Source organism: Vibrio hepatarius, from assembly GCF_043642085.1.
In the GTDB taxonomy this organism is placed as follows: domain Bacteria; phylum Pseudomonadota; class Gammaproteobacteria; order Enterobacterales; family Vibrionaceae; genus Vibrio; species Vibrio hepatarius_C.
The window spans coordinates 384,386-407,130 of sequence record NZ_JBHZSA010000002.1; the positions used below are offsets into that span (position 1 = coordinate 384,386).

The window sequence follows — 22,745 nt, forward strand, 5'->3', positions numbered from 1 at the left end:
CGGCATTTTTTCCGATCGTAGGAGTCTAATTATGTTACACAACTTCTTTTCGGACTACCTTGTTAAGCTCCAAGAAACCAATCAAAAGTGGTGGGAAGATCTAGAACTCAGCAGGGCAGCCGCAAACACTCCTCTCAATAAAGCAATGCAAGAGGTGAACCTCGAAGACACCGCTAAGTTGTTAGAGGTCGCAGCCAACCAACCAGCAGCAATGCTTAAAATCCAAGCCGATTGGTGGCAGCAACAATTGCAGATTTGGCAAAATGTTGCTCTTAGCGCAAATACTGACGATGTCATTAAGGCTGAGAAAGGCGATAAGCGCTTTACTCACGAAGAATGGCAACAAGATATTTTCTTCAACTTTATCAAACAGTCTTACCTGCTTTTCAGTAAAACCTACTTAGAAACTATCGATAGCATCGAAGGCTTAGATGATAAAGCCAAGGAACGAATCAGCTTTTTCTCGCGTCAGGCTATCAATGCACTTTCTCCAAGCAACTATATTGCGACCAACCCAGAGCTGCTAAAGCTGACACTTGAGCAAAATGGTCAGAACTTGTTGGTTGGTTTAGAGCAATTGAAAGAAGATGCCGAGTCTAGCGCCGATATTCTTAAAATTCGTATGATCAACAATAATGCTTTCCGCATTGGTGAAGACGTTGCGAATACCTCGGGCGATGTGGTTTTTAAGAATGAGCTATTTGAGTTAATTCAATACCGCCCTCTGACGGAGCAAGTTAACTCGACACCTTTGATGATCGTTCCACCGTTCATTAACAAATACTACATTCTTGATTTGCGTGAAAAGAACTCGATGGTACGTTGGTTACTAGAGCAAGGTCATTCAGTATTTATGATCTCTTGGCGTAACCCTGGTGCTGAGCAGCGTGATGTTGAGTTTGGTGATTACGTAACTGAAGGTGTGGCAAAAGCGGTTTCTGCGATTGAAGAAATTACTGGCCAAGACCAAGTCAACGCGGCAGGTTACTGCATTGGTGGCACTGTGCTTGCGAGTACTATTGCTTACTACGCAGCGAAGCGCATGAAGAAGCGTATCAAGAGTGCATCATTCTTTACGACATTGCTTGATTTCTCTCAGCCAGGTGAAGTTGGCGCATACATCAACGACACGATACTCACAGCTATTGAAGCTCAGAATGATGCCAAGGGTTACATGGATGGTCGTTCCCTCAGCGTGACGTTCAGCTTGCTACGCGAGAACAGTTTGTACTGGAATTACTACGTTGATAATTACTTGAAAGGGAATAGCCCGGTTGATTTCGACCTGCTTTATTGGAACAGTGACAGCACCAACGTGGCAGCTAAAACGCACAACTTCATGCTGAGGGAGTTGTACTTGAACAATAAACTTGTTCAAGACAAAGGGGTGAAAATCGGTGGCGTGTGGATAGATCTCAACAAGATCAAAATCCCGAGTTACTTTGTTTCGACCAAAGAAGACCATATTGCTCTCTGGCAAGGAACGTATCGTGGTGCACTGAATGTGGGCGGCAACAAGACGTTTGTTCTTGGTGAGTCAGGCCATATCGCAGGTATCGTAAATCATCCTGATAAAGATAAATATGGCTATTGGACGAGTGACACGCTAGATGAGAGTGCTGATGAATGGTTGGCTAACGCAAATCATACTGAAGGTTCTTGGTGGAAACATTGGCACCAGTGGTTAATGGGTTTCAATGCTGAAGAACAAGTTGCGCCTTTCTCTGTAGGCAGCGAGCAGTTCCCAGTATTGGGCCAAGCTCCTGGCGACTATGTGAAGCAAGTTCTACCGATACGCTCAGAATAACAGCGTTACTAAGTGAAACAACGCAAGGCTTTCAAACTCTGTTTGGAAGCCTTTTTTATTTGTAATGTTACATGGGATCTGTTTAATTATTTGTAACAAATAAATGTGAGGGGGAAGGGATGAAAACGATAGGGATCATTGGCGGTATGAGTTGGGAGTCTACAGCTGAATATTATAAGCAGCTCAACGAGGGCGTAAAACAGCACAAAGGCGGACTACATTCGGCGAAGATCATCCTCAATAGTGTCGATTTTTCAGAGGTAGAACTGCTGCAGCGTAGCGGAGAGTGGGACAAAAGTGCCGTATTGCTGTGCGATGCTGCTCAGTCAGTAGAACGAGCGGGTGCAGACTTTGTTTTGATTGCGACCAACACCATGCATAAGGTGGCCGAACAAGTAGAAGAGGCGGTATCCATCCCACTGCTTCATATTGCCGATACTACAGGTGAGGTGCTCGTTAAAAAGGGCATTACCAAAGTGGGGTTGCTAGGCACCGCGTTTACAATGGAAGAAGCCTTTTACAAACAACGTTTAAGTGACAAATTCGGGATTGAAGTCGTTGTGCCAAACGGCGTCCAGAGAAAGTTGGTACATGATGTTATTTACAACGAACTTTGTCTGGGTAAGGTAAACCGTCGTTCGAAAGATGATTTTCATACCATCATCAGTGATCTTGCCGAAAATGATGCGCAAGGTGTGATTTTAGGTTGTACAGAGATTGGGCTGTTAGTCTCACAAGATGAAACGGAGACTCCACTATTTGATACAGTTGAGATTCATGCTTTAGCCGCAGTCCAACAGGCGGTGAGTTAATGAATCGAAATGTATGGTTGTTGTCACTCTGCCAAGCTCTGTTAATGACAGGCAATATACTGCTTATCTCGGTAATTGGTCTAGTTGGTAAAGCGATAGCGCCAAGTTTAAGCCTGATCACTTTGCCTGTAGCTTTACAGTTTTTAGGCTTAATGACTGCCACGATTCCTGCTTCTTTGATTATGGGCAAGCTAGGTCGACGTAAGGGCTTTAGCATTGGTAATCTAATTGGTATTTCAGGCGCAAGCGTGTCGACTTATGCACTATCCCAAGAGATGTTCTACCTGTTTTGTGTCGGTACATTCCTGCTAGGGATTGGTATTGGCTTTGGTACGCTTTACCGATTCGCTGCGATAGAAGTGTGCGATGAAAGCGCAAGGCATAGGGCGATTTCGATTTCTATGGCTGGTGGCGTTTTAGCAGCTATGCTTGGGCCCAATCTAGCAATCTATTCACAGCAGTGGTCGGCTGACGGTTTGTATGTTGGCGCATTTATGGCGTTAATTGGCTTGAATATTTTCGCCTTGGGCCTGCTTCAGACCATTCAGTTTCCACCCACCCACGAGCACCATCAGCAGGTACAAAGTGAGCCTTTGCTCGACATTATAAAAGCGCCCAATTTTATGCTGGCGGTATTCGCAGCAATGGTGGCGTATGCAGTGATGAACATTTTGATGACCGCAACGCCTTTGGCCATGATTGGTTGCGGGTTTGATTTCGAAAAAGCGGCAGGCGTGATTGAATGGCATGTATTGGGCATGTTCGTTCCTGCGTTTTTCACCGGACGTTTGATTGAACGCTTTGGTGCAAGGAACATGATCATATCCGGTGGTATTTTGTTTGTGCTATGTATTGCGATCAATATTCATGGGCAATCAATCTGGCACTTCAGTTTTGCTCTTATTCTGCTCGGTGTTGGTTGGAACTTTATGTTTATTGCAGCAACAGGGCTTTTTAGTCAATCGTATTCGCCGCGTAATAAGTCCAAAGCGCAAGCGTTTAATGAGTTCTTTGTCTTCAGCTGCGTAACCGTAACAGCGCTCCTATCAGGCTGGCTAGAATCTACCGTTGGGTGGGAAATGATGAACATCTACGTATTACCATTTGTATTGGCCGTGTTAGCGTTATTTGGTGTAAATACGTATAGAGCGCGACAATCTATCGCTTAGGCAATCGTTCTACTCGTTGACATAAAAAAAGGGCTGCTTGGTGCAGCTCTTTTGCTTTTATTGAATTCATTCTGAGAGGAGGTTATTTAAGATTGTGTTGAATGAGTTCAATAAGTTCGTTTTCAGTTTCTGGCATTTTTTTTAGTTCGACGGCACATGAAGCGCCACCTTTAAGCATGTAAGCGCTGGTAGTGCAGTGATCATGGTGAAACCACTTTCCATCAATACAAACGTCTGTATAACAGCGAGGGTCTTGTTTCAATTCCATAATTCAATCCTTTGTTAAAGAGTTATTAACATATATTAAACATAGCCTTGTTTTTAATATGGTTAATTGATCTAAATCAATTCTATGTGGCCTATATACCAAGGTAGTAGTGATACTGACCACAAGTCGTAACAACAAAAAAGGGAGCGAGTGCTCCCTAAATGCAGTGTTTTGTTTGACTAGGCTTGCGCGTATAGATAGGTGCGATAACCGCCGATGAGGTTTTTGGCTCTATACCCGTTGTTAACCAATTGTCTGTACGCAACATTGCCACGCAACCCTACTTGGCAGTAGATGATGATTTCTTTGTCTTTTGGTAGCTCATCCATGCGTTGGCGAAGCTGATCAACTGGAATGTTGATTGCGCCTTCAAGATAGCCCACGGATTGGAGTTCCCTAGGATTACGAACATCAAGAAGAATCTGATCATCAGTGAGATTCGTTATCTCATCATAATGTATTGCCGTTGAATCGCCTTTGATGAGGTTATTTGCGACAAATGCCGCTTGGTTGATGACATCTTTAGCGCTGCCGAAAGGAGGAGCGTAAGTCAGCTCCAAATGTTGCAGCTGTTCGACGGTCATCCCAGCACGTTGCGCTACCGCCATGACGTCGATACGTTTATCTATGCCATCTTTACCGACCGCCTGAGCACCTAGAATCTTTCCAGACTTAGGATCGAAGAGCATCTTAAATGAGACTATCTCGGCGCCAGGGTAATAGCTCGCATGACTTGCGGTGTGCACGTACACTTTCTCGTAGCCAACGCCATCGCGCTTAAGTTGCTTTTCATTTTTACCAGTAGAGGCAATAGCTAGATCAAATACCTTACAAATGGCGGTACCTTGGGTGCCTTGATATGTTTCACGTCTGCCCAGCATATTGTCTGCTGCCATGCGGCCTTGTCGGTTTGCTGGCCCGGCAAGCGGTACAAGTGTTTGTGCACCTGTTACGAAATCTTTTTCTTCAATGGCATCGCCCACAGCAAAGATTGAAGGATCTGATGTCTGCATCATATCGTTGGTTTTGATGCCGCCTAATGGCCCAAGTTCTAACCCGGCCTGCACGGCGAGATTGGTCTCTGGGCGAACACCAATTGCCATGATCAACAAGTCGGTTTCTATCTGTTGGCCATTATTCAGTGACAGGAGTAAGTTCTCGTTGTCCTCGTTTGGTTGGTATTCAATGGCTTCGAGTGCCACGCCAAGCTGTAAATCAATGCCTTTCTGTTTGATTTCTGCATGGACAAAGCCTGCCATTTCACGATCGACCGGCGTCATGACTTGATCAGCCATTTCAATCAGAGACGTTTGAATCCCTAATGCGTGGAATGCTTCCATCATTTCTAATCCGATAAAGCCACCACCAACAACCGTGGCGTGTGCCACTTGTTTGGTTTTGAGGACATTGAGGATTTTATCCATATCGGGAATATTACGAAGAGAATGGGTGAGAGGGTTATCAATCCCTGGGATAGGCGGAACGACAGGTGAAGCGCCAGGGCTTAGGAGTAAGAAATCATAGCTTTCTGTATATTCGCTACCATCAAGAACATTTTTAACAGTGACAGATTTATTGCTTCGATCGACCGAAATTACTTCATTCATGACTCTGACATCAACGTTGAAACGAGCTAAAAAGCTTTCCGGTGTTTGAAGCAACAGCTTGCCTCTGTCTTGGATTTCACCGCCAATATGGTACGGAAGACCACAGTTAGCAAAAGAGACATGTGGGCCGCGCTCGAACATGATGATTTCAGCGTCTTCGCTAAGGCGACGGGCACGAGCAGCGGCAGAAGCGCCACCGGCAACTCCTCCAACAATTAGAATTTTTGTCATTTGAAACTCCGGTTAATGAAAGCCTAACTTTTTAAGGAAGAAAGCTGCGGGGCAAATTCCCGTAAATGCACTTTGGATTAAGTTAACGCCGACAAATACTGTCAGCCACACAAAACCTGAGTGGACAGCCAATGTTAACACAACAGATAGCAAAACCATGCTACCAGCCAGTACACGTATTGCGTTATCAAGTGTCATAACATCTTCCTTAACATGTTGTCTGTTTCCATAACTATAAGATCATACATTAGCAGTGTCTAATGTTATTTTATCTAATTTGTTGATTACTAAATTAGGGTTGACTAATTAATGTATTTTAGTAATATCTAAATTAGCTAAATGAGTGAGGTTGATATGGTTGAGCATGAAATGAACCTAGCTGAAATGCAGGAGAGCGCAATTGAAGCGGCTGAGTTACTGAAGGTTATGGCCCATCCAGAACGTTTAATGGTGTTGTGTCAGTTAACTCAAGGTGAGGTCGGTGTTGGGCAACTACAACTGAGTTCGGCGTTAAGTCAATCTGCCTTTTCTCAACATTTGACCGTGCTACGAAAACATAATTTGATTCGAGCGCGTAAGGCCTCTCAACAAGTATTTTATTCTCTAGCGGATCTGCGAGTGGAACCGCTAATTCAAAGCTTACACAGCGTTTTTTGTAAATAAGAAGGTGTTAATTTCTATGTTAGAAATCGTCCCTTGGCAGTCGTTGTTTGGTGGGGTACTCCTTGGAGTGTCGGCCACTTTTCTCATGCTATTTAATGGAAAAATAGCCGGTATCAGTGGTGTGATAAATGGCTTGATTACCCCGAAAGAAGGGGAGTACTCATGGCGACTGCTGTTTTTTGCCGGCATGATTATTGGTGGTTTTGTCAGTGTTGTTGCATTTGGTGTTTCTAGCCCTATTACTGAAGGAATTTCACTTCCTATTCTGGCTGTTGCTGGTCTGCTCGTTGGTATGGGTACTCGATTAGCAAATGGTTGTACGAGCGGACACGGAATATGTGGCATCGGACGTTTATCGAAACGTTCTTTGGTTGCGACCATGGTTTTTATGTTTACTGCTGCGGTGACGGTATTTGTCCGTTTGCACGTTTATTAATAGAGGCCGTTTAATGAACAAATTAGTATTTCGTATCTCCGCTTTGTTTAGTGGTGTGCTATTTGGCGCGGGCATGGCTATTTCTGGCATGATTGAGCCAAAAAAAGTGATTGGTTTCTTAGATGTTGCGGGCCGTTGGGACCCAAGTCTGGCATATGTGATGGGCGGAGCATTGATGGTATTCATGCCGTGCTATTTTTTAGTCATCAAACCTAGGCAGCAGGCGGTAAATGGCTGCGAGTATAGTCTGTCAACACAGCAAAATATCGATTCTAAGCTGATTTCAGGATCGGCATTATTTGGACTTGGTTGGGGAATCGCGGGAATCTGTCCTGGTCCAGCAGTAGCAAGCTTAGGTCTAGGGAATGCATCCATAGTGGTTTTTTTCTGCGCCATGGTCATAGGCTCCTTAATTGCGAAAGTGATATTTGACAAGAGCGACAGGCAAGCACGAATAGTTGGGTCTAGCTAGGACTTTTTGGAGGGATAAATGGAACGAAAAGCAACCAAGGACGGTGTGATTCATTCAGTGATGAATAGTTTCTTTCCTGCCATACTCATCGTTGTTTTATTGGCCGTTGGTTCCGCAGCGTTGTGGTTAACACCGAAAGAGGAAGATCCACAAATTGTTGTTCCCATGGCCGATGTGCTGATTTCAGCTACGGGCCTAAGCGCAGAACAAGTTGAAAACCAAGTTACCGAGCCATTAGAAAAGCTACTTAGCCAGATCGATGGTGTTGAATACGTCTATTCCTCTTCGATGGAAGGGGCAGCACAAGTTATTGTCCGTTTTTTTGTCGGTGAGCCTCGCGAAGCGGCATTGGTCAAGCTTTACAATAAGCTCTATTCCAATCAAGACCGCATACCGCCTTCTGTTACTCATTGGATCGTTAAACCAGTTGAAATTGATGATGTGCCTATTGTCGTAGCTGCAGTCTATTCAACGGACGCAAACAAAGTAGATCGTTACCAATTGCGTCGGCTTGCTGATCAAGCAACGCTAGGTCTCAAGTCTCTGCCTTATACGAATAGTGTTAGCGTAATTGGTGGTGAGGCTCGTAAAATTCACGTCAAACTTGATTCGGTTGCAATGGCCAATTTTGGCGTCACGGTCAGTGACTTGAATTACGCACTAAGGGTAAGCCACACCAAGTCGCAAGCTGGCGCTGTACAGATTTCGGGCCAGCAGTATCAACTGGAATCGGGTCAGTTGTTCAAATCGGCGCAAGAGATCAGAGACTTAGTGATCGCGGTGGTCAATAACAAGCCTGTCTATTTACAAGATGTTGCAGATGTAATTGATGGTGCGACGGAAGCCGCAACAGATACTTGGCATATCTCCAAAGATAATGTGACTGAGTATCCTGCGGTATTTATCTCCGTTGCGAAACAAAAAGGTTCAAACGCGGTAGATGTGGCGCAATCTGTCGTCAATAAACTCACTCGCTTGCAAAGTGAGCAATTCCCGAGTGAAGTCAAGGTAGACATTATTCGAAATTATGGTCAGACAGCAGATGACAAGGTGTCCAATCTTGTTTCTAGCTTGGCCATTTCGATAGTGACTGTGGTGGTGTTTGTTGGCCTATTTCTAAACTGGCGAAGCGCCTTGGTGGTTGGGATCGCGATTCCTATCAGCTATGGTGCGGCGCTTGGAATGGACTTGTTGTTCGGGTATTCGATTAATCGTGTGACGCTGTTTGCGCTTATATTGGCACTCGGTCTAATCGTTGACGATCCCATTGCCAGTATTGATAACATTGAGCGTTATCTTAAGCGTAAAGAGTTATCCCGCTCGAAAGCGATAGTGTATGCAATGGCGGAGATTCGCAGTGCTTTGCTCATGTCGACAGTCGCGATCGTTATTGTATTTACACCAATGTTTTTCATCACCGGCATGATGGGCCCCTATATGGCGCCCTTGGCATTCAACGTGCCTATCAGTGTCATCTTTAGCACCATCGTTGCTTTCTTTATTACTCCTTGGCTGGCGAAGAAAATTCTAAAGTCTGCGCAGCAACAGGGACACTATAACGTTGAAAATACCTCGCTCTATAAACTTTATGCAACCTTGTTATCACCATTGTTGGTGAGTCGTAAAAAGGCGTGGCTATTTCTGAGCCTAGTGGCAGCGCTGTTTATTGCAGCAGCTATGCTCCCAGCATTGCGTTTAGTACCCCTCAAATTATTGCCATATGACAACAAGAACGAATTTCAATTGATCGTTAACATGCCTGAATCTACGAGCTTTGCAGATACTTCTAATACGCTACGTGTTTTTGCTGATTATTTATTGGATGTCCCAGAGGTGGAGTCTGTGTCGGGGTTTGCTGGAGTCGCATCCCCTATGGATTTTAATGGTATGGTTCGACACTATTTTATGCGTAGTGAAGCGTATCAGGGGGAACTGCGCATCGTGTTGGTTAAAAAACACAATCGTTCGATGCAATCACACCAGATTGTTACACGGCTCAGAAGCGATTTAGAGCGTATTGCGTCTAAGTATCAGGCCGACATTCAGTTAGTCGAAGTGCCACCAGGACCACCTGTGATCGCGACGATTACGGCTGAGGTGTATGGCGATGAGCAGACTAGCTACCAAGAGTTAATTACTCAGGCCGACATTGTCGCCAACCGACTAAGAGATGAAGCATATGTCACTGAGGTAGATACCAGTGCTCAGCAAAAGTTGGAAACTTGGCAGTTTATTATCGATCAAGAGAAAGCAGCTCTATCTGGAGTATCCATTGAGGATATTAATGGCACCATTGTCGCTGCAAATAAGGGTAAAGTGCTGGGCTATCTTGCAATTCCTCGCGAAGTCGCTGCATTACCGATTGAGGTCCGTCTGCCAGCAGCTCAGCGAGACTCCCTTGAAAGCATTAAGCAGTTGTATGTCCGTGGCCAAGCCGGGGTAGTGAAAGTTGCAAGCCAAGGATCATTTATTGATGCGCCTCAGCCCTTGGTACAGCTATCGGAGTTAGGTGAATTTGTTAAACGGTCTGTCGATAGCCCGATCTACCATAAAAACTTAAAGCCTGTTGTATATGTATATGCGGAATCTGTGGGTCGAGTGCCGGGTGAAATCGTTGCTGATGTTATTGCCGATTACAATCGCGAAGACGAGACAGAGTTTATTGATTGGCAAGAGCGAACCTATTTAACTAACGGTTCTGGCCAAAACTGGCAGCTCGATGATCACATCAAAGTGGTTTGGAGTGGAGAAGGGGAATGGAAGATTACGGTCGATGTCTTTCGTGATCTTGGTATTGCCTATGGCGCTGCTTTGCTTGGGGTGTTTGTCGTGATGCTCGTTCAAACTGGTCTACCTGCAGTATCAGGAATCATCATGCTCGCCATACCACTTACCGTTATCGGTATTATGCCCGGGTTCTGGCTGCTGAATAGCTTATCTGCTGACATTAACGGCTATCCTAATCCAGCTCTGTTCACTGCGACGGCGATGATCGGCATGATTGCACTGGCTGGCATTGTAGTGCGTAACTCGTTAGTGCTGATTGAGTTTATTCAGCAGTCTCTATCTAGAGGTGAGTCATTGCACAACGCGTTGCTCCAGTCGGGAGCGGTAAGAATGCGACCAATACTATTAACAGCAGGTACAACATTGCTTGGTAACATTGTGATTACCCTTGATCCTATATTTAATGGCCTTGCGTGGGCAATCATCTTTGGTATTTCAGCATCAACCGTTTTTACTTTGCTGGTGATTCCAGTTGTCTATAATCTCGCCTATCAAAATACTAAGGGACACGGACTTCCAGTAACGGAGGAGGAATAATGATGAATCGTAAACTTTTTCTTGGATTAGTACTGTTCGCTGGATTAGCCGTTGTGTTTCTCTACATGGCAGGAGTGTTTAGCCCTAAGGTTCCTGTTCAGATGCAAGCACGTCAGTCTATGATAGAGCCGCAACAAGTAGTGACCCTTGTCGCCACAGAGCAGCGAGTGATGCGCGATTTTCCAGGCTCTGTAGTTGCTGACCAAAAAGCAACGATAGCTGCAAGACTTACGGCCACAGTAGTGGAGGTACTGGTTGAAGTAGGCCAGTCCGTTAAGCAAGGTGATGTACTGTTGAGATTAGAAAGTGATGACCTGGATGCGAGAGTTAGACAAACAGAGCAGAGTCTGTCGTCGTCTCAGGCTCAGCTTAATGCAGCCAGAAAAGAGTATGCTCGAATTAAAGAACTGCTTGCTAAAAAACTGGTTCCACAAGCGCAATTTGATCAGGTTGAAAGCAAGCTAAAAACGGCCTCTGCAAACTTAGAGCAAGCGAAAGCGGCTGTGTCAGAAGCAGAAACAACCTTTGGCTTTAGCGTAATTACTGCTCCGTTTGATGGTGTCATTACTAATAAACCTGTTAACTCAGGTGATACATCAACTCCAGGCATGGCTCTACTATCAATGTATAATCCTGAGTCCTTAATTGTTGAGGTTGATGTGGCAGAGTCCGTGATGCCTGTATTATCAATCGGTAGAACGTTGGCATTAGAAATCCCCACTTATGGCCTAGTATTAGATGCGACGATAAATGAAATTGCACCTGCAGCGGATAGTGGTTCAAGAAGTTATCGTATTAGGCTTGGTTTTGAGAGTGAACACCCCCTTTATCCGGGTAACTTTGCGCGAGTGTCCGTCGACCTTGGAACGGAGAAAGTCTTAACAGTACCTGTTGCTGCTATTTATCAAGTTGGCCAACTGGACTATGTCAAAGTCGTCGAAGAGGGAGCCTTACATACTCGATTGGTTCAGCTGGGAGATGGTTTCAGAGTACGTAAGGGACTAAGTGAAGGTGATAGGGTAGTGCTAAATCCTCGTGATTTTTAGTTAGCGAACATCGGAGGAGAGAGGGCAATGGTCACTTAACTGATACTTGAGTACGTCCTGTACGGGAAAGATGTCTTGCTTAGGAGTTGAAGCCGTAAGGACTTTGCTGACAATAATATGGTCGATCAATGAACGGAATTGGTGAGTCTTATTCGGATTGTTTCGAGATCTCACCTTACATTCTGCTTTGCTTGACTTAGATGCGAGTACGGCTTTTGTACCTCGAGCAATCTCATCCCAAAGCCAGTCTCCTTGATACCCCATATTATGGTTAAAATCACCAAGGATGACATAAGCGTCGTTGGCTCTCTCACGCTCCTTTATCCATTTATTGAGTTCTTCACCTTGTGCCTTTAGCGTTCGGCACGCTTTACTCCCATTATAAGCACCCGAACAACGCGCTTTTAAATGCACCGACAGAGCATGGATTGGCTTGTGTGAGTCTGGGTGAAGCAAGACGTAGCTAGCAAATCTAAGCTTGCTATTGCGTGACCTGTCCAGCTTCACGTCGGGCATATCTTTTACCGAAATACCTTTTTTGACCGCAAAACCTGTGTACTGATTAATGTCACTAAATTGATGATGTTGATTGGCAGCGTTTGAACGATGAGAGAAAAAGATTTGGTAATCACTGCCGATGACCTTTTTTAAAGCCTGCTTATCATTGACCTCTTGAAACGCCAAAATGTCACTGTCCATAGACGTGAAATGACGATGTAAAGACTGGTAGTCCTGATCATCTCGCAACGAGGATTTAAATTTGCTAGATGGCGTACTAGTTAACCATTCTAAATTCCAAGCTGAATAAACAGTATCCGCATAACTGTAAAATGATCCTAATAAGGCAAGGATACTAATAATTGACCACGTTTTTTGCATAATAGTTGACGTAATGTTTCGAATTCTATTGCAACCTTTATCCTATAAGTCATCGCAAAAAATCAAGTCTCAAATACGCCAATTTTGCAATTTTCACGAATTACTTTCTAACTTGGATCAATGCCACCAAGATTGATTTGATCTTGAGCTAGGCTCTCTTTTTATTGATCGAAATCAATACTTTTGGCGGTGTCATCTCGTTAAATACGCCACAACATCTTGTGTCAGCTAAATAATAAATCGCCTATATAGTGTATTTTGTGGATAACTCTGTGAGTATGCTTAGGGTAAGGAGAATCAGTGAAACCAATCGTAATCAAGCGTGATGGGTCGAGAGCACCATTTAGTCGAGACCGTATCCAAGCAGCAGTGGAAGCAGCAGCGGATCACAATAGCCAAGAGATCGCTATTTATGCCCTAAATGTGGCATTAGCAGTTGAGCTCAAGCTACAAGATCGCGATGAAGTTGAGATCACTGAAGTTCAGAACCTTGTTGAAGATGAATTGATGCAAGGGCCTTATAAAGAGCTGGCACGTTCGTACATTGAATACCGCCATGACCGCGATACTGCACGCGAGAAACAGAGTGCGTTGACGCAAGAGATCGAGGGTTTGATCGAAGAGAGCAACTTAGATCTTATCAACGAAAATGCCAACAAAGACGGTAAAGTGATTCCTACGCAGCGCGATTTACTTGCGGGTATTGTTGCTAAGCACTATGCAAAAACCCACATTCTGCCGCGTGACATTGTTCAGGCACATGAGCAGGGTGATATTCACTACCACGATCTAGACTACGCACCGTTCTTCCCAATGTTTAACTGTATGTTGATTGACCTACAGGGCATGCTGACACGTGGCTTTAAGATGGGTAACGCAGAGATTGATACTCCAAAATCAATCTCTACTGCGACAGCGGTAACGGCGCAAATCATAGCGCAAGTAGCAAGCCATATTTACGGCGGCACAACGATCAACCGTATTGATGAAGTACTAGAGCCGTATGTGATGACGAGCTACGATAAGCACTTCGAGATTGCCAAAGAGTGGAACATTCCTGATGCAGAAGCGTTTGCTACTGCTCGCACTGAAAAAGAGTGTTATGACGCATTCCAGTCGCTTGAGTACGAAGTAAACACGCTACATACCGCAAATGGCCAAACTCCGTTTGTTACTTTTGGCTTTGGTCTTGGTACTAGCTGGGCATCGCGTTTGATTCAGCAATCTATTCTTAAGAACCGTATCGCGGGTCTTGGTAAAAACCGTAAAACAGCGGTATTCCCAAAACTTGTGTTTGGTATCAAAGATGGTTTGAACCACAAAGCTGAAGATCCAAACTACGACATTAAAAAGCTCGCTCTAGAGTGTGCTTCTAAGCGTATGTACCCAGACATTCTTAACTACGACAAAGTGGTAGAGATTACGGGTTCATTTAAAACGCCCATGGGTTGTCGCTCTTTCCTTGGTACCTACGAAGAGAATGGCGAACTGATTCATGAAGGTCGTAACAACCTTGGTGTTGTGAGCCTGAACCTGCCACGTATTGCGATTCAAGCAAACGGGAGTGAAGCTAAGTTCTACGAACTACTGAATGCGAAGCTTAAACTGGCTCGACGCGCACTAGAAACACGCATTACGCGTCTTGAAAACGTGAAAGCGCGTGTCGCACCAATTCTTTACATGGAAGGTGCATGTGGCGTTCGTTTGAAAGCAGATGACTCAATTGCGGACATCTTTAAACATGGTCGCGCGTCTATCTCGCTTGGCTACATTGGTATCCACGAAACGGTTAACGCACTGTTTGGCACAGAAGCACACGTTTATGATGATGCGGTTCTACGTGAGAAAGCACTTGGCATCATCAAGCACATGAAAGAAGCGGTGAACTCGTGGACTGACGAAACAGGTTATGGCTTTAGCCTATATGGCACACCAAGTGAAAACTTATGTAGCCGTTTCTGCCGTATCGACAACAAAGAGTTTGGCGTGATTAAAGGTGTGACTGATAAAGGTTACTACACCAACAGCTTCCACTTAGATGTGGAGAAGAAAGTAAATCCATACGATAAGATCGATTTTGAGATGCCATACCCAGAAATCTCAAGCGGTGGCTTCATTTGTTACGGTGAGTTCCCGAACATGCAACGCAACGTTGAAGCGTTAGAAAATGTCTGGGATTACAGTTACAGCCGCGTGCCATATTACGGTACCAACACTCCGATTGATGAGTGTTACGAATGTGGCTACAACGGTGAATTTGACTGTACCAGCAAGGGCTTTACGTGTCCGAGTTGTGGTAATCACGATTCAACCAAGGTATCTGTAACACGCCGTGTATGTGGTTACTTAGGCAGCCCAGATGCACGTCCGTTTAATTTCGGTAAGCAAGAAGAAGTTAAGCGTCGAGTGAAGCACCTTTAAGCGCTTACTTCCTCACTCATACATTGAAAATCAACCTGTAATGGGTTGATTTTCTTTTCGTCGATAAGGTCTCTCCATGAACTACCACCAGTACTATCCGATTGATGTCGTTAATGGCCCAGGTACACGCTGTACGCTGTTTGTATCAGGGTGCGTCCACCAATGCCGTGGCTGTTATAACCAATCGACTCAGCGTTTAGACTCTGGTATCTATTTCACTCAAGAGGCTGAAGACCAAATCATTGCCGATTTGAATGACACGCGCATTAAAAAGCGTGGCTTGTCGTTATCAGGTGGCGATCCTTTGCATCCAGTGAATGTGGCAGACATATTGAAGCTGGTTAAACGCGTTAGAGTGGAATGTCCGGGCAAAGATATTTGGGTTTGGACTGGTTACACATTAAGTGAGCTTGATGAGGCGCAAAGAGAAGTCGTTGAGTATATTGACGTGCTGATTGATGGTAAGTTTGAGCAAGACAAGAAAGACTTGAATTTGGAGTGGCGGGGTAGCTCAAACCAGATCATTCACACCTTCAAGCTATAACGAAATTTACTTCTAAGCGTGGAGTCTTGAATGTTGCGTGTATGTTAAACTTTACAGATTTTAATCCTGATTTGTTCTTGGTCGCTAAAATTTGTTTTTGAATTTGTAAGTTAGATGATAACGTGTCAGCCGTTACTTGAATTTCAAAGGGTTATGACTTTCATGTTTTCTAATCTACCAACTCCAGTATTAGATCCTATTTTATCTCTTTCCGTTGCATACCGTAACGATGAACGCACCAACAAGGTTGACCTTGGCATTGGTGTATATAAGAACAGCGCAGGCGAAACGCCAGTCATGAAAGCCATTCAAATGGCTCAAGACGTTGTGATTGCAAATCAAAAAACCAAGTCTTATGTAGGCCTTGCCGGTTGTGAAGAATTCAACCAAAGCATGATCGACCTGCTACTGACGGGCACATCGGCAACCGATCGCGTTGCTGCTATCCAAACGCCAGGCGCGAGTGGTGCACTGCGTATGTTGGGTGACTTAATGAAAGTTGCGCAGCCAGATACGACTGTTTGGATCTCGAATCCAAGCTACGTTAACCATAAGCCAGTTATGGAAGCGGCAGGTCTTAAAGTTAAGTTCTACCATTATTTCTCGCCAGAGACGAAGCAAGTTGACACTGCAAAGATGCTAGACGACTTGTCAAAAGCGGGACCATCTGATGTTGTGCTTCTTCATGGCTGTTGTCACAACCCAACAGGGGCAGACATCGACTTTGAAGCATGGCAAGCAATTACGGCGCTAGCTCAGAAAAATGGTTTTACGCCATTCGTTGATATCGCTTATCAAGGTTTCGGTGACGGATTAGAAGAAGACGCAAAAGGTCTTCGCCATATGGCCGACAACGTCGAAGAAATGCTGATCACAACCTCGTGTTCGAAAAACTTCGGTCTATATCGTGAGCGTACTGGTGCGGCGATTGTTATCGGTAAATCTCAGCAAGATGTTGGTAACGCGAAAGGCAAGCTTCTGACGTTAGCGCGTTCTACTTATACTATGCCACCAGACCACGGTTCAGCATTAGTAAAAACCATTCTTCAAAATCAAGAGTTAACAACAGTTTGGAAGCAAGAGTTGAGTGAAATGCAACAGCGCTTGTTAAACTTGCGTCAGACTTTGTGTAATGAATTGAGAAATACCCACAATACTTCACAATTCGACTTTATCGAGAGCCACAAAGGCATGTTTACTGTGCTAGGCTTTACGCAAGACCAAATGACGCAACTCCGTGAAGAATATGGTATTTATGGGGTAGGCGATGGTCGTATTAATATCGCGGGCCTAACTGAAAAGGACATTCCTTACGTAGCCGAAGCGATTATCAAAGTATCTTAAATATAACGGGGCGCGATGCGTCCCTTATATTGTTTTGTCGAGATTAGGTGGTCGAATGAATAAACCTTGGAAAGTGCTGATTCCATTAATGTTAAGCGGTGGCTTAATGGCATGTTCCACAACAGGTCCTGCTCCAGTAGAGCCGGAAGAAAAGCCTGTTATCGAAGAGCCAATCGTTGAACCAGAAGTCGAACAACCAAAAGAAGAGGTTGTCGAGCCAGTTAAACCTGAGCCAACCAAACCAAAAGAGCCAGTGGTTGAAGTACAGGCTAAGAAAACATCTGATGGCAAACTGCTGTTAGGTGAAGAAGAGTGGGTATATGTACCTGGGTTAGAGCAAAGCTTTAAATCTCGCGTTGATACAGGTGCAACAACGTCTTCAATTAGCGCAGTTGATGTTATTCCGTTTGAGCGAGATGGCAAGGACTGGGTTAAATTTAAAATTGAACACGATGGTGTGAAGAGTAAAGAAATTGCGCTTCCAGTTAAACGTTGGGTCAAGATTCGACAGTCTAGTGCAGAAGGTACGCAAAAACGTGCAGTCGTTGAAGCTTGGATTCAACTTGGTGATTTGAAAGAGAAAACCGATTTTACCTTAGCTGACCGTACGCACCTGTCATTTCCACTTCTGCTAGGGCGTAGCTTTTTCAAAGATGTCGCTGTTGTCGATGTAAGCAAGAAATTCGTTCAAGATAAGCATAAATAACCTCTTTATGTTCTAGATATAAAACCAGCACGATGATGATGTGCTGGTTTTTTTATTTCTAGGTCATACTTTTGCGACCCATATCTGCATACTCTTTTTCCATAGGTTATTATTTGCACGTTTAGTCGGTCCCTCAGGCGCTTGCGTTCCCCTACATAAAAATCAAACACGCAGGCTGTACATACAAATAAAATAATAAGGAATATGGATATGAAGCACTTGTCTAAGGCTATTGTTGTGCAAGATGGCAAAGTTTTGGTTCAAGAGACAGTCAAGTCATCAAGTGGGGCTAAAGTCATCGACTTTCCACTTGGGCTAGTTAGCGACAATGAGTCAGCAACTGATGCGGCGCGTAAGCTAATTGTCGAAGCAGATGAGAATCAAGTTCAGCATACTGCGACATTTAGTGGCGTTAATGAAAAAGGCGGGCGCACTTACTACGCCATCTTTAAGGCGGATGCTAAAGCTAAGTTGAAGCTTGCTAAATCAGACATGCCTGAAAGTGCTCGTTGGGTTGAGCCAAAAGATTTGCCGCTCAATGATTTTTACGCAGAAGATATCGACTTTATTAAGACGCATCTGCCTCAATACAGCTAATTTATCTATTCGCTACGAATAAAACTATTCCAGTGACAATAAAAAAGCCAATCGAAATTTCTCTCGATTGGCTTTTTTGTTTATCCGCAGTTGTTACTGGATTTCCAGCAGCTCCACGTCAAAGATAAGTGCTGATGCTGGTGGGATTGGACCTGAGCCGTTTTTACCGTAAGCCAGTGGGCTAGGGATATAAAGGCGGAACTTATCACCTACGCTCATGTAGGTTAAACCTTCTTGCCAGCCTTTAATTACTTGATTTAGTTTGAAGCTGATTGGTTGGCCGCGATCAACAGAGCTATCGAATACAGTGCCATCGATAAGTGTACCGTGGTAATGTACCTTCACTTTGCTAGACGCGGTTGGCTTTTCTTCACCTTCGCCCTTGTGAAGAATTTCGTACTGAAGGCCGCTTTCAGTGGTGATAACGCCTTCTTTCTTACCGTTCTCAAGTAAGAAAGTTTGACCAATCGCAAAGTTTTCTTCACCTGCTTTATGGTTTGTCCAAGTACGGTAGATAAAGAACGCCGCTAGAACGAAGATAATGATTGGAAAAATAATCTTAGACATAAATCCTTTCCGTCGAATTATGGTTGAGTGATTAGGAACTTGATGGTGTTAGCGATACCTTCAACATCTTGGTGAGCGCTAGTATTAACGATGTACTTACCTTTAACAATGAAGGTAGGAACTGAGTTGATTTCACCTTTGGTTGTGATGTCGTCAGCCAGTTGCATCGCAGCAAATAGTTGCTTTTGTTGCTCTTCATCAAAGTTATATGGGCTCGTTAAGCCTCTACTTTCAAATGCTTTATCAATCGCTAACTTCTTATCACCCAGTGATGCGCCGTCACCCATCTGCGTTGCAGCAAACAGTTCTAGCATCATGTCGTGATCAGGTTTTTTACCCAATTGCATTTCAGCTGCGTAATAAATCATCGCACCAATTTGTGCGCTTTCATTAAATGTCACGTGAACTTTGCCAATGTTTTCGCCAGTTAGTTTCTCAATCGTAGGCATTTCGTCTTCCATCTTACGGCAATGGCCACAGTTCAGAGAGAAGACTTCAGTGACAAGAGGCAGACGGAAGGTAGTAAGGTTTGCTGGCAGTTGTTGATAGTGTGTGCCTTCTTGTGGGGTAGTGCTTTCAGAACACCCAACAAGCAATGTTGATAACGCAATCAGCGCGAAAGTAACAAGCTTTTTCATATTAGATTCTCATATCGTTACTACTGCTGCGCGGAGACAATTAGACAGTAGTTCGTAAATAGTTGACCAATTTTACTTGCTCCAAGTCAGAAGAGAAACAGCTAGGTTGCTGAATTTAGAATTAAAGTATGACTAATAGTTAAAGCAGAGCAAAGATTAGCCACACAAATAAAGAATTTTGATTGCTAAGCTAAAGTCTGCCGAAATTGGCCGATACAGTTAGAGAACAGTAAAGGACTCACGGGTGAACGAATGAAGCGCTTGGTATTACCACTTATATTAACATTAGTGGGTTGTAGCAATATGACTGACGAGATAGCGATGCTAGGCAATGATATGCTTGATACCGCGCCACGCTCAGATTTTGATGTTAGATATCCAGAGTGGGGAACGCCAACCAATATTTCACCGTCTGGAGTAAGAGGCCCTATGGGGCAACAGCGCACACAGAGCTATCATAATTTACAAAGCTTCTTGACTAGTAACGGTGTTGACTATGAGCTGTTGCCGGGTAATCACGTTATGGTAAAACTTACCGATACCATCAAGTTCAATACTGGGTCGTCAAACGTATCAGCTGACTCGCAATATTGGCTTGATATGATGGGCAGTTATCTTGCCACTCAGCCAGGAATCGATATTGTGATTGATGGCCACGCTGACAGTACGGGCGTGCCAACGTTTAACGACAGTCTTTCAATGAAGCGAGCGAGCGCCGTTAAACGCCAGTTGGTGCGTAATAACGTTGCGATGGATTCAATTTTTACGCGCGGATATGGTGAATATGTCCCTGCTTGTAGCAATAAAACCAAAGCAGGTAAGGCGTGTAACCGTCGCGTAGAAGTACTCTTTATTGTCTCAAACAACTAGAGCTTACTGAGCTAGATATATTAAAAAAGCCCTGAATAGTCACTATTCAGGGCTTTTTGATAACTTGTATTAATTGTTATGCGGCGCTTTTAACTTGCTCGTCTTTTTTTTCGCTTTGCATCTTTGCTAGGAAATAAACGTTAACACACGCAATGAAGCCGTTAGTAACGACGACAGGCCAAGCATCAATCATAAGGCCGTATGCAGTAAATAGAGCACAACCGATGAAGTTAAGAACACGTAGTTTAACAATGTCTTTCATCATTAGTGAGATAGCGACCATAATAGAAGCTGCATAACCTAGAATTTCAACCATATCCATAATTTGACCCTCTTAATTTTTGCCGAACGTTGTCGGTACCAATTCTTCTCTTCTTGAGATAACTGAGGAAGCTCCGTGCCTCGAATGGTCTAAATGATTAACTGAGACGAACTATAACAGGGCTAAATGTGTGATGAAACCCCCAGAAATGTGAACGGAGAGGGTTAGCGATTACGCAAACGTTTTACGCATATTTCACTCAATAAATAACCAAATTTGTTGGTAGCAAGTCTTAATAAAAAGCCCGCTGATTTCAGCGGGCTCTATGAATACAGGTGAAACAAGAATTACTTCTTCTTACCTTGAATTACTTTATCTTCTTCCGTTAGTTCACGTATACGACGGCTGATATCACGACGCTCTTTAGAGATCTCTGCACTCTTGATGATGTGATCATCAACGCGATCTTCGTAGTCAGCTTTCATGTTCTTGATAATGCCAACAATCTCGTCGGTGCTCATGTCTGAACTGATGTAATCAAGCAAGTTTTCTAATAGGTCTACACGCTTACGGTTATCGCGAACTTTCTTCTCGTTGTCGATAAGTTCACGTTTCAATTTATTTTTACGACGTGCTTCAGATACGATTTCAAATACACCGCTCATAAGTCTCTTTCCCTAATTTTTGGTTAACTGCTATCGATTAAATCACAACATCTACTACGATAACAGTCTTTAGATCAATCATTACAATGTGTTGACGCTTTTGTAGTCAATCTGCGACGAGGCAATTGAGCGCTGGCAAGGAACGATATATGATTTGCACATTGTTAGTTAAATAAAGCGCAAGCAATGCGTACGTCCCAGATTGTCATTCCTCCACCTAAAGACGCTCCTGAAGGTAGAGCAAGTAAACTTGTATCAGCGTATAAAAAGGAGCGGACTCAACAAGAGATTACTGATGTAGAATTGAATCGCAGTAAAATTGTGATGATTGATGAGAACGGAGACTTCAAGTCTGTACCGATCTTGGCTGAGCACTAGTGGAATCACGTAACAAGAATAAGATAAGGAAACGGTATGAATATTGAGCTTAACCCTATTGAGGCGCGTGTTATCGGCTGCTTGATTGAGAAAGAAGTCACCACACCTGACTACTACCCGTTAACTCTCAATAGCTTAACGACGGCTTGTAATCAAAAGAGCAACCGAGAGCCAGTGATGGCACTGACCGATGGTGATGTCCAACAGGCTGTAGACGCGTTAATTTCTCGCCGTTTAGTTAGCGACGAGAGTGGCTTTAACAGTCGTGCTAACAAGTTTCAGCATCGTTTCTGCAATACCGAGTTTGGTGATCTTAAATTAACCAAACAAGAAAAAGGGATTGTTTGCTGCCTGCTACTACGTGGCGCTCAAACACCGGGTGAACTCAGAACACGCACCAACCGATTAGCTGACTTTAGCGACGTTAAAGAAGTCGAAGCTGTGCTTGATAACATGGCGTCTCGTGAAGAAGGAGCGTTAGTTGTGAAGTTACCGCGCGAAGCGGGCAAGCGCGAATCTCGCTACATGCATCTATTTAGTGGCGAAGTGGATATTGAAGCTTTATCTGCTGCAGTACCAGTTTCATCTCCAAGCAATGATAGAATCGAACAGCTGGAACAAGAAGTAGAATCTCTGAAAACAGAAATGGCAGAGCTTCGCGCTATTGTCGAGCAGCTTCAAGCTTAATGAGTTCTGAGACTGACAAGTCAATTTCGGGTTGGTATATCTATTTAGTCCGAATGCGAAATAATGCGCTCTACTGCGGTATAACCACCGATGTAGAACGCAGGTTTTCAGAGCATCAAAGTGGCACTGGTGCTAAAGCATTAAAAGGCAAAGGACCGCTTGAATTGGCTTGGTTTCATGAAGCAGGAAGCTCAAGAAGTAGTGCTTCTAAACTTGAGTATAAAATCAAGCGTTTAAGCAAATGCCAAAAAGAAACGCTCGTTTCAGGGGTAAAACAACTCCCCGATTTGGTAGAGCTAGCACTAATTGACTAAAAAACGCTCTAAAACTTAATATTTGTATTAACCTTGAT

At 44.0% G+C, this 22,745-nt stretch carries 25 protein-coding genes; 17 read left to right on the forward strand and 8 right to left on the reverse strand.

Annotated elements, in window-relative coordinates; translation table 11 throughout:
* Positions 1–31 precede the first annotated feature (31 nt).
* From phaC to ACHUFZ_RS04830, 3 genes are all read left to right on the forward strand, one after another.
* Positions 32–1,807, forward strand: a complete 1,776-nt coding sequence (gene phaC / locus ACHUFZ_RS04820; protein WP_394126137.1) for a class I poly(R)-hydroxyalkanoic acid synthase — start codon at positions 32–34, stop codon at positions 1,805–1,807.
* A 119-nt stretch (positions 1,808–1,926) separates the two neighbouring features.
* Entirely contained in the window at positions 1,927–2,619 is a 693-nt protein-coding gene (locus ACHUFZ_RS04825; RefSeq protein WP_394126138.1) for an aspartate/glutamate racemase family protein, read from the forward strand.
* Complete coding sequence (locus ACHUFZ_RS04830) at positions 2,619–3,788, forward strand: MFS transporter (RefSeq protein ID WP_394126139.1); 1,170 nt, start codon at positions 2,619–2,621, stop codon at positions 3,786–3,788. Before ACHUFZ_RS04825 ends, ACHUFZ_RS04830 begins: the two co-directional genes overlap by 1 nt.
* A gap of 82 nt (positions 3,789–3,870) precedes the next feature.
* Here the strand turns inward: ACHUFZ_RS04830 and ACHUFZ_RS04835 are convergent, their stop codons facing one another.
* From ACHUFZ_RS04835 to ACHUFZ_RS04845, 3 genes are all read right to left on the reverse strand, one after another.
* Complete coding sequence (locus ACHUFZ_RS04835; RefSeq protein ID WP_004411643.1) at positions 3,871–4,056, reverse strand: hypothetical protein; 186 nt, start codon at positions 4,054–4,056, stop codon at positions 3,871–3,873.
* Between the two features lie 179 nt (positions 4,057–4,235).
* Complete coding sequence (locus ACHUFZ_RS04840) at positions 4,236–5,894, reverse strand: FAD-dependent oxidoreductase (RefSeq protein ID WP_394126140.1); 1,659 nt, start codon at positions 5,892–5,894, stop codon at positions 4,236–4,238.
* 12 nt (positions 5,895–5,906) lie between these two features.
* Positions 5,907–6,092, reverse strand: a complete 186-nt coding sequence (locus ACHUFZ_RS04845) for a YgaP family membrane protein (protein WP_394126141.1) — start codon at positions 6,090–6,092, stop codon at positions 5,907–5,909.
* Positions 6,093–6,263: 171 nt separating this feature from the next.
* Here ACHUFZ_RS04845 and ACHUFZ_RS04850 point away from each other — a divergent pair, with 171 nt between their 5' ends.
* From ACHUFZ_RS04850 to ACHUFZ_RS04870, 5 genes are read left to right on the forward strand one after another with little or no spacing between them, the layout of a single operon-like run.
* Positions 6,264–6,557: a metalloregulator ArsR/SmtB family transcription factor gene (locus ACHUFZ_RS04850; RefSeq protein WP_394126366.1), complete on the forward strand. Its 294-nt coding sequence runs from the start codon at positions 6,264–6,266 to the stop codon at positions 6,555–6,557.
* Positions 6,558–6,573: 16 nt separating this feature from the next.
* Positions 6,574–6,993: a YeeE/YedE family protein gene (locus ACHUFZ_RS04855; RefSeq protein ID WP_394126142.1), complete on the forward strand. Its 420-nt coding sequence runs from the start codon at positions 6,574–6,576 to the stop codon at positions 6,991–6,993.
* Between the two features lie 13 nt (positions 6,994–7,006).
* Positions 7,007–7,465, forward strand: a complete 459-nt coding sequence (locus tag ACHUFZ_RS04860) for a DUF6691 family protein (protein ID WP_394126143.1) — start codon at positions 7,007–7,009, stop codon at positions 7,463–7,465.
* A gap of 18 nt (positions 7,466–7,483) precedes the next feature.
* Positions 7,484–10,789 carry an efflux RND transporter permease subunit gene (locus ACHUFZ_RS04865; RefSeq protein WP_394126144.1) on the forward strand — a complete coding sequence of 1,102 codons (3,306 nt, stop codon included), beginning with the start codon at positions 7,484–7,486 and terminating at the stop codon, positions 10,787–10,789.
* Positions 10,789–11,835, forward strand: coding sequence for an efflux RND transporter periplasmic adaptor subunit (locus ACHUFZ_RS04870; protein ID WP_394126145.1), 1,047 nt, complete (start codon positions 10,789–10,791; stop codon positions 11,833–11,835). Before ACHUFZ_RS04865 ends, ACHUFZ_RS04870 begins: the two co-directional genes overlap by 1 nt.
* On the opposite strand, the gene ACHUFZ_RS04875 is transcribed toward ACHUFZ_RS04870, so the two are convergent.
* Positions 11,836–12,714, reverse strand: a complete 879-nt coding sequence (locus tag ACHUFZ_RS04875; RefSeq protein ID WP_394126146.1) for an endonuclease/exonuclease/phosphatase family protein — start codon at positions 12,712–12,714, stop codon at positions 11,836–11,838.
* Positions 12,715–13,014: 300 nt separating this feature from the next.
* On the opposite strand from ACHUFZ_RS04875, the gene nrdD reads away from it, so the two are divergent.
* From nrdD to ACHUFZ_RS04900, 5 genes are all read left to right on the forward strand, one after another.
* Complete coding sequence (nrdD, locus tag ACHUFZ_RS04880) at positions 13,015–15,135, forward strand: anaerobic ribonucleoside-triphosphate reductase (protein WP_134837190.1); 2,121 nt, start codon at positions 13,015–13,017, stop codon at positions 15,133–15,135.
* Between the two features lie 76 nt (positions 15,136–15,211).
* Positions 15,212–15,679, forward strand: coding sequence for an anaerobic ribonucleoside-triphosphate reductase-activating protein (nrdG, locus tag ACHUFZ_RS04885; RefSeq protein ID WP_394126147.1), 468 nt, complete (start codon positions 15,212–15,214; stop codon positions 15,677–15,679).
* Positions 15,680–15,841: 162 nt separating this feature from the next.
* A complete protein-coding gene (locus ACHUFZ_RS04890) occupies positions 15,842–17,023 on the forward strand; it encodes an amino acid aminotransferase (RefSeq protein ID WP_394126148.1) in 1,182 nt (393 codons plus the stop codon).
* A 55-nt stretch (positions 17,024–17,078) separates the two neighbouring features.
* Positions 17,079–17,729, forward strand: coding sequence for an ATP-dependent zinc protease family protein (locus ACHUFZ_RS04895; protein ID WP_394126149.1), 651 nt, complete (start codon positions 17,079–17,081; stop codon positions 17,727–17,729).
* 210 nt (positions 17,730–17,939) lie between these two features.
* Positions 17,940–18,326, forward strand: coding sequence for an NUDIX hydrolase (locus ACHUFZ_RS04900; protein WP_394126150.1), 387 nt, complete (start codon positions 17,940–17,942; stop codon positions 18,324–18,326).
* Positions 18,327–18,419: 93 nt separating this feature from the next.
* On the opposite strand, the gene ACHUFZ_RS04905 is transcribed toward ACHUFZ_RS04900, so the two are convergent.
* Positions 18,420–18,893, reverse strand: coding sequence for an FKBP-type peptidyl-prolyl cis-trans isomerase (locus ACHUFZ_RS04905; protein ID WP_394126151.1), 474 nt, complete (start codon positions 18,891–18,893; stop codon positions 18,420–18,422).
* Between the two features lie 17 nt (positions 18,894–18,910).
* The gene (locus ACHUFZ_RS04910; RefSeq protein WP_394126152.1) at positions 18,911–19,531 is read right to left on the reverse strand and encodes a thiol:disulfide interchange protein DsbA/DsbL; all 621 of its coding nucleotides are present in this window, start codon (positions 19,529–19,531) and stop codon (positions 18,911–18,913) included.
* A gap of 252 nt (positions 19,532–19,783) precedes the next feature.
* On the opposite strand from ACHUFZ_RS04910, the gene ACHUFZ_RS04915 reads away from it, so the two are divergent.
* Complete coding sequence (locus ACHUFZ_RS04915; protein WP_394126153.1) at positions 19,784–20,401, forward strand: OmpA family protein; 618 nt, start codon at positions 19,784–19,786, stop codon at positions 20,399–20,401.
* Between the two features lie 76 nt (positions 20,402–20,477).
* Here the strand turns inward: ACHUFZ_RS04915 and ACHUFZ_RS04920 are convergent, their stop codons facing one another.
* Both ACHUFZ_RS04920 and ACHUFZ_RS04925 read right to left on the reverse strand, forming a co-directional pair.
* Complete coding sequence (locus ACHUFZ_RS04920; protein ID WP_394126367.1) at positions 20,478–20,717, reverse strand: YgjV family protein; 240 nt, start codon at positions 20,715–20,717, stop codon at positions 20,478–20,480.
* A gap of 293 nt (positions 20,718–21,010) precedes the next feature.
* The gene (locus ACHUFZ_RS04925; protein ID WP_004411669.1) at positions 21,011–21,328 is read right to left on the reverse strand and encodes a DUF496 family protein; all 318 of its coding nucleotides are present in this window, start codon (positions 21,326–21,328) and stop codon (positions 21,011–21,013) included.
* Positions 21,329–21,514: 186 nt separating this feature from the next.
* Between ACHUFZ_RS04925 and ACHUFZ_RS04930 the strand changes: the two genes are divergently transcribed.
* From ACHUFZ_RS04930 to ACHUFZ_RS04940, 3 genes are read left to right on the forward strand one after another with little or no spacing between them, the layout of a single operon-like run.
* The gene (locus ACHUFZ_RS04930; protein WP_394126154.1) at positions 21,515–21,706 is read left to right on the forward strand and encodes a hypothetical protein; all 192 of its coding nucleotides are present in this window, start codon (positions 21,515–21,517) and stop codon (positions 21,704–21,706) included.
* A gap of 36 nt (positions 21,707–21,742) precedes the next feature.
* Entirely contained in the window at positions 21,743–22,393 is a 651-nt protein-coding gene (locus ACHUFZ_RS04935) for a YceH family protein (RefSeq protein WP_394126155.1), read from the forward strand.
* Positions 22,393–22,707 (forward strand): GIY-YIG nuclease family protein, encoded by a 315-nt coding sequence (locus ACHUFZ_RS04940; RefSeq protein ID WP_394126156.1) that lies wholly within the window; start codon positions 22,393–22,395, stop codon positions 22,705–22,707. The genes ACHUFZ_RS04935 and ACHUFZ_RS04940 overlap by 1 nt, the downstream gene beginning before the upstream one ends.
* Positions 22,708–22,745 lie beyond the last annotated feature (38 nt).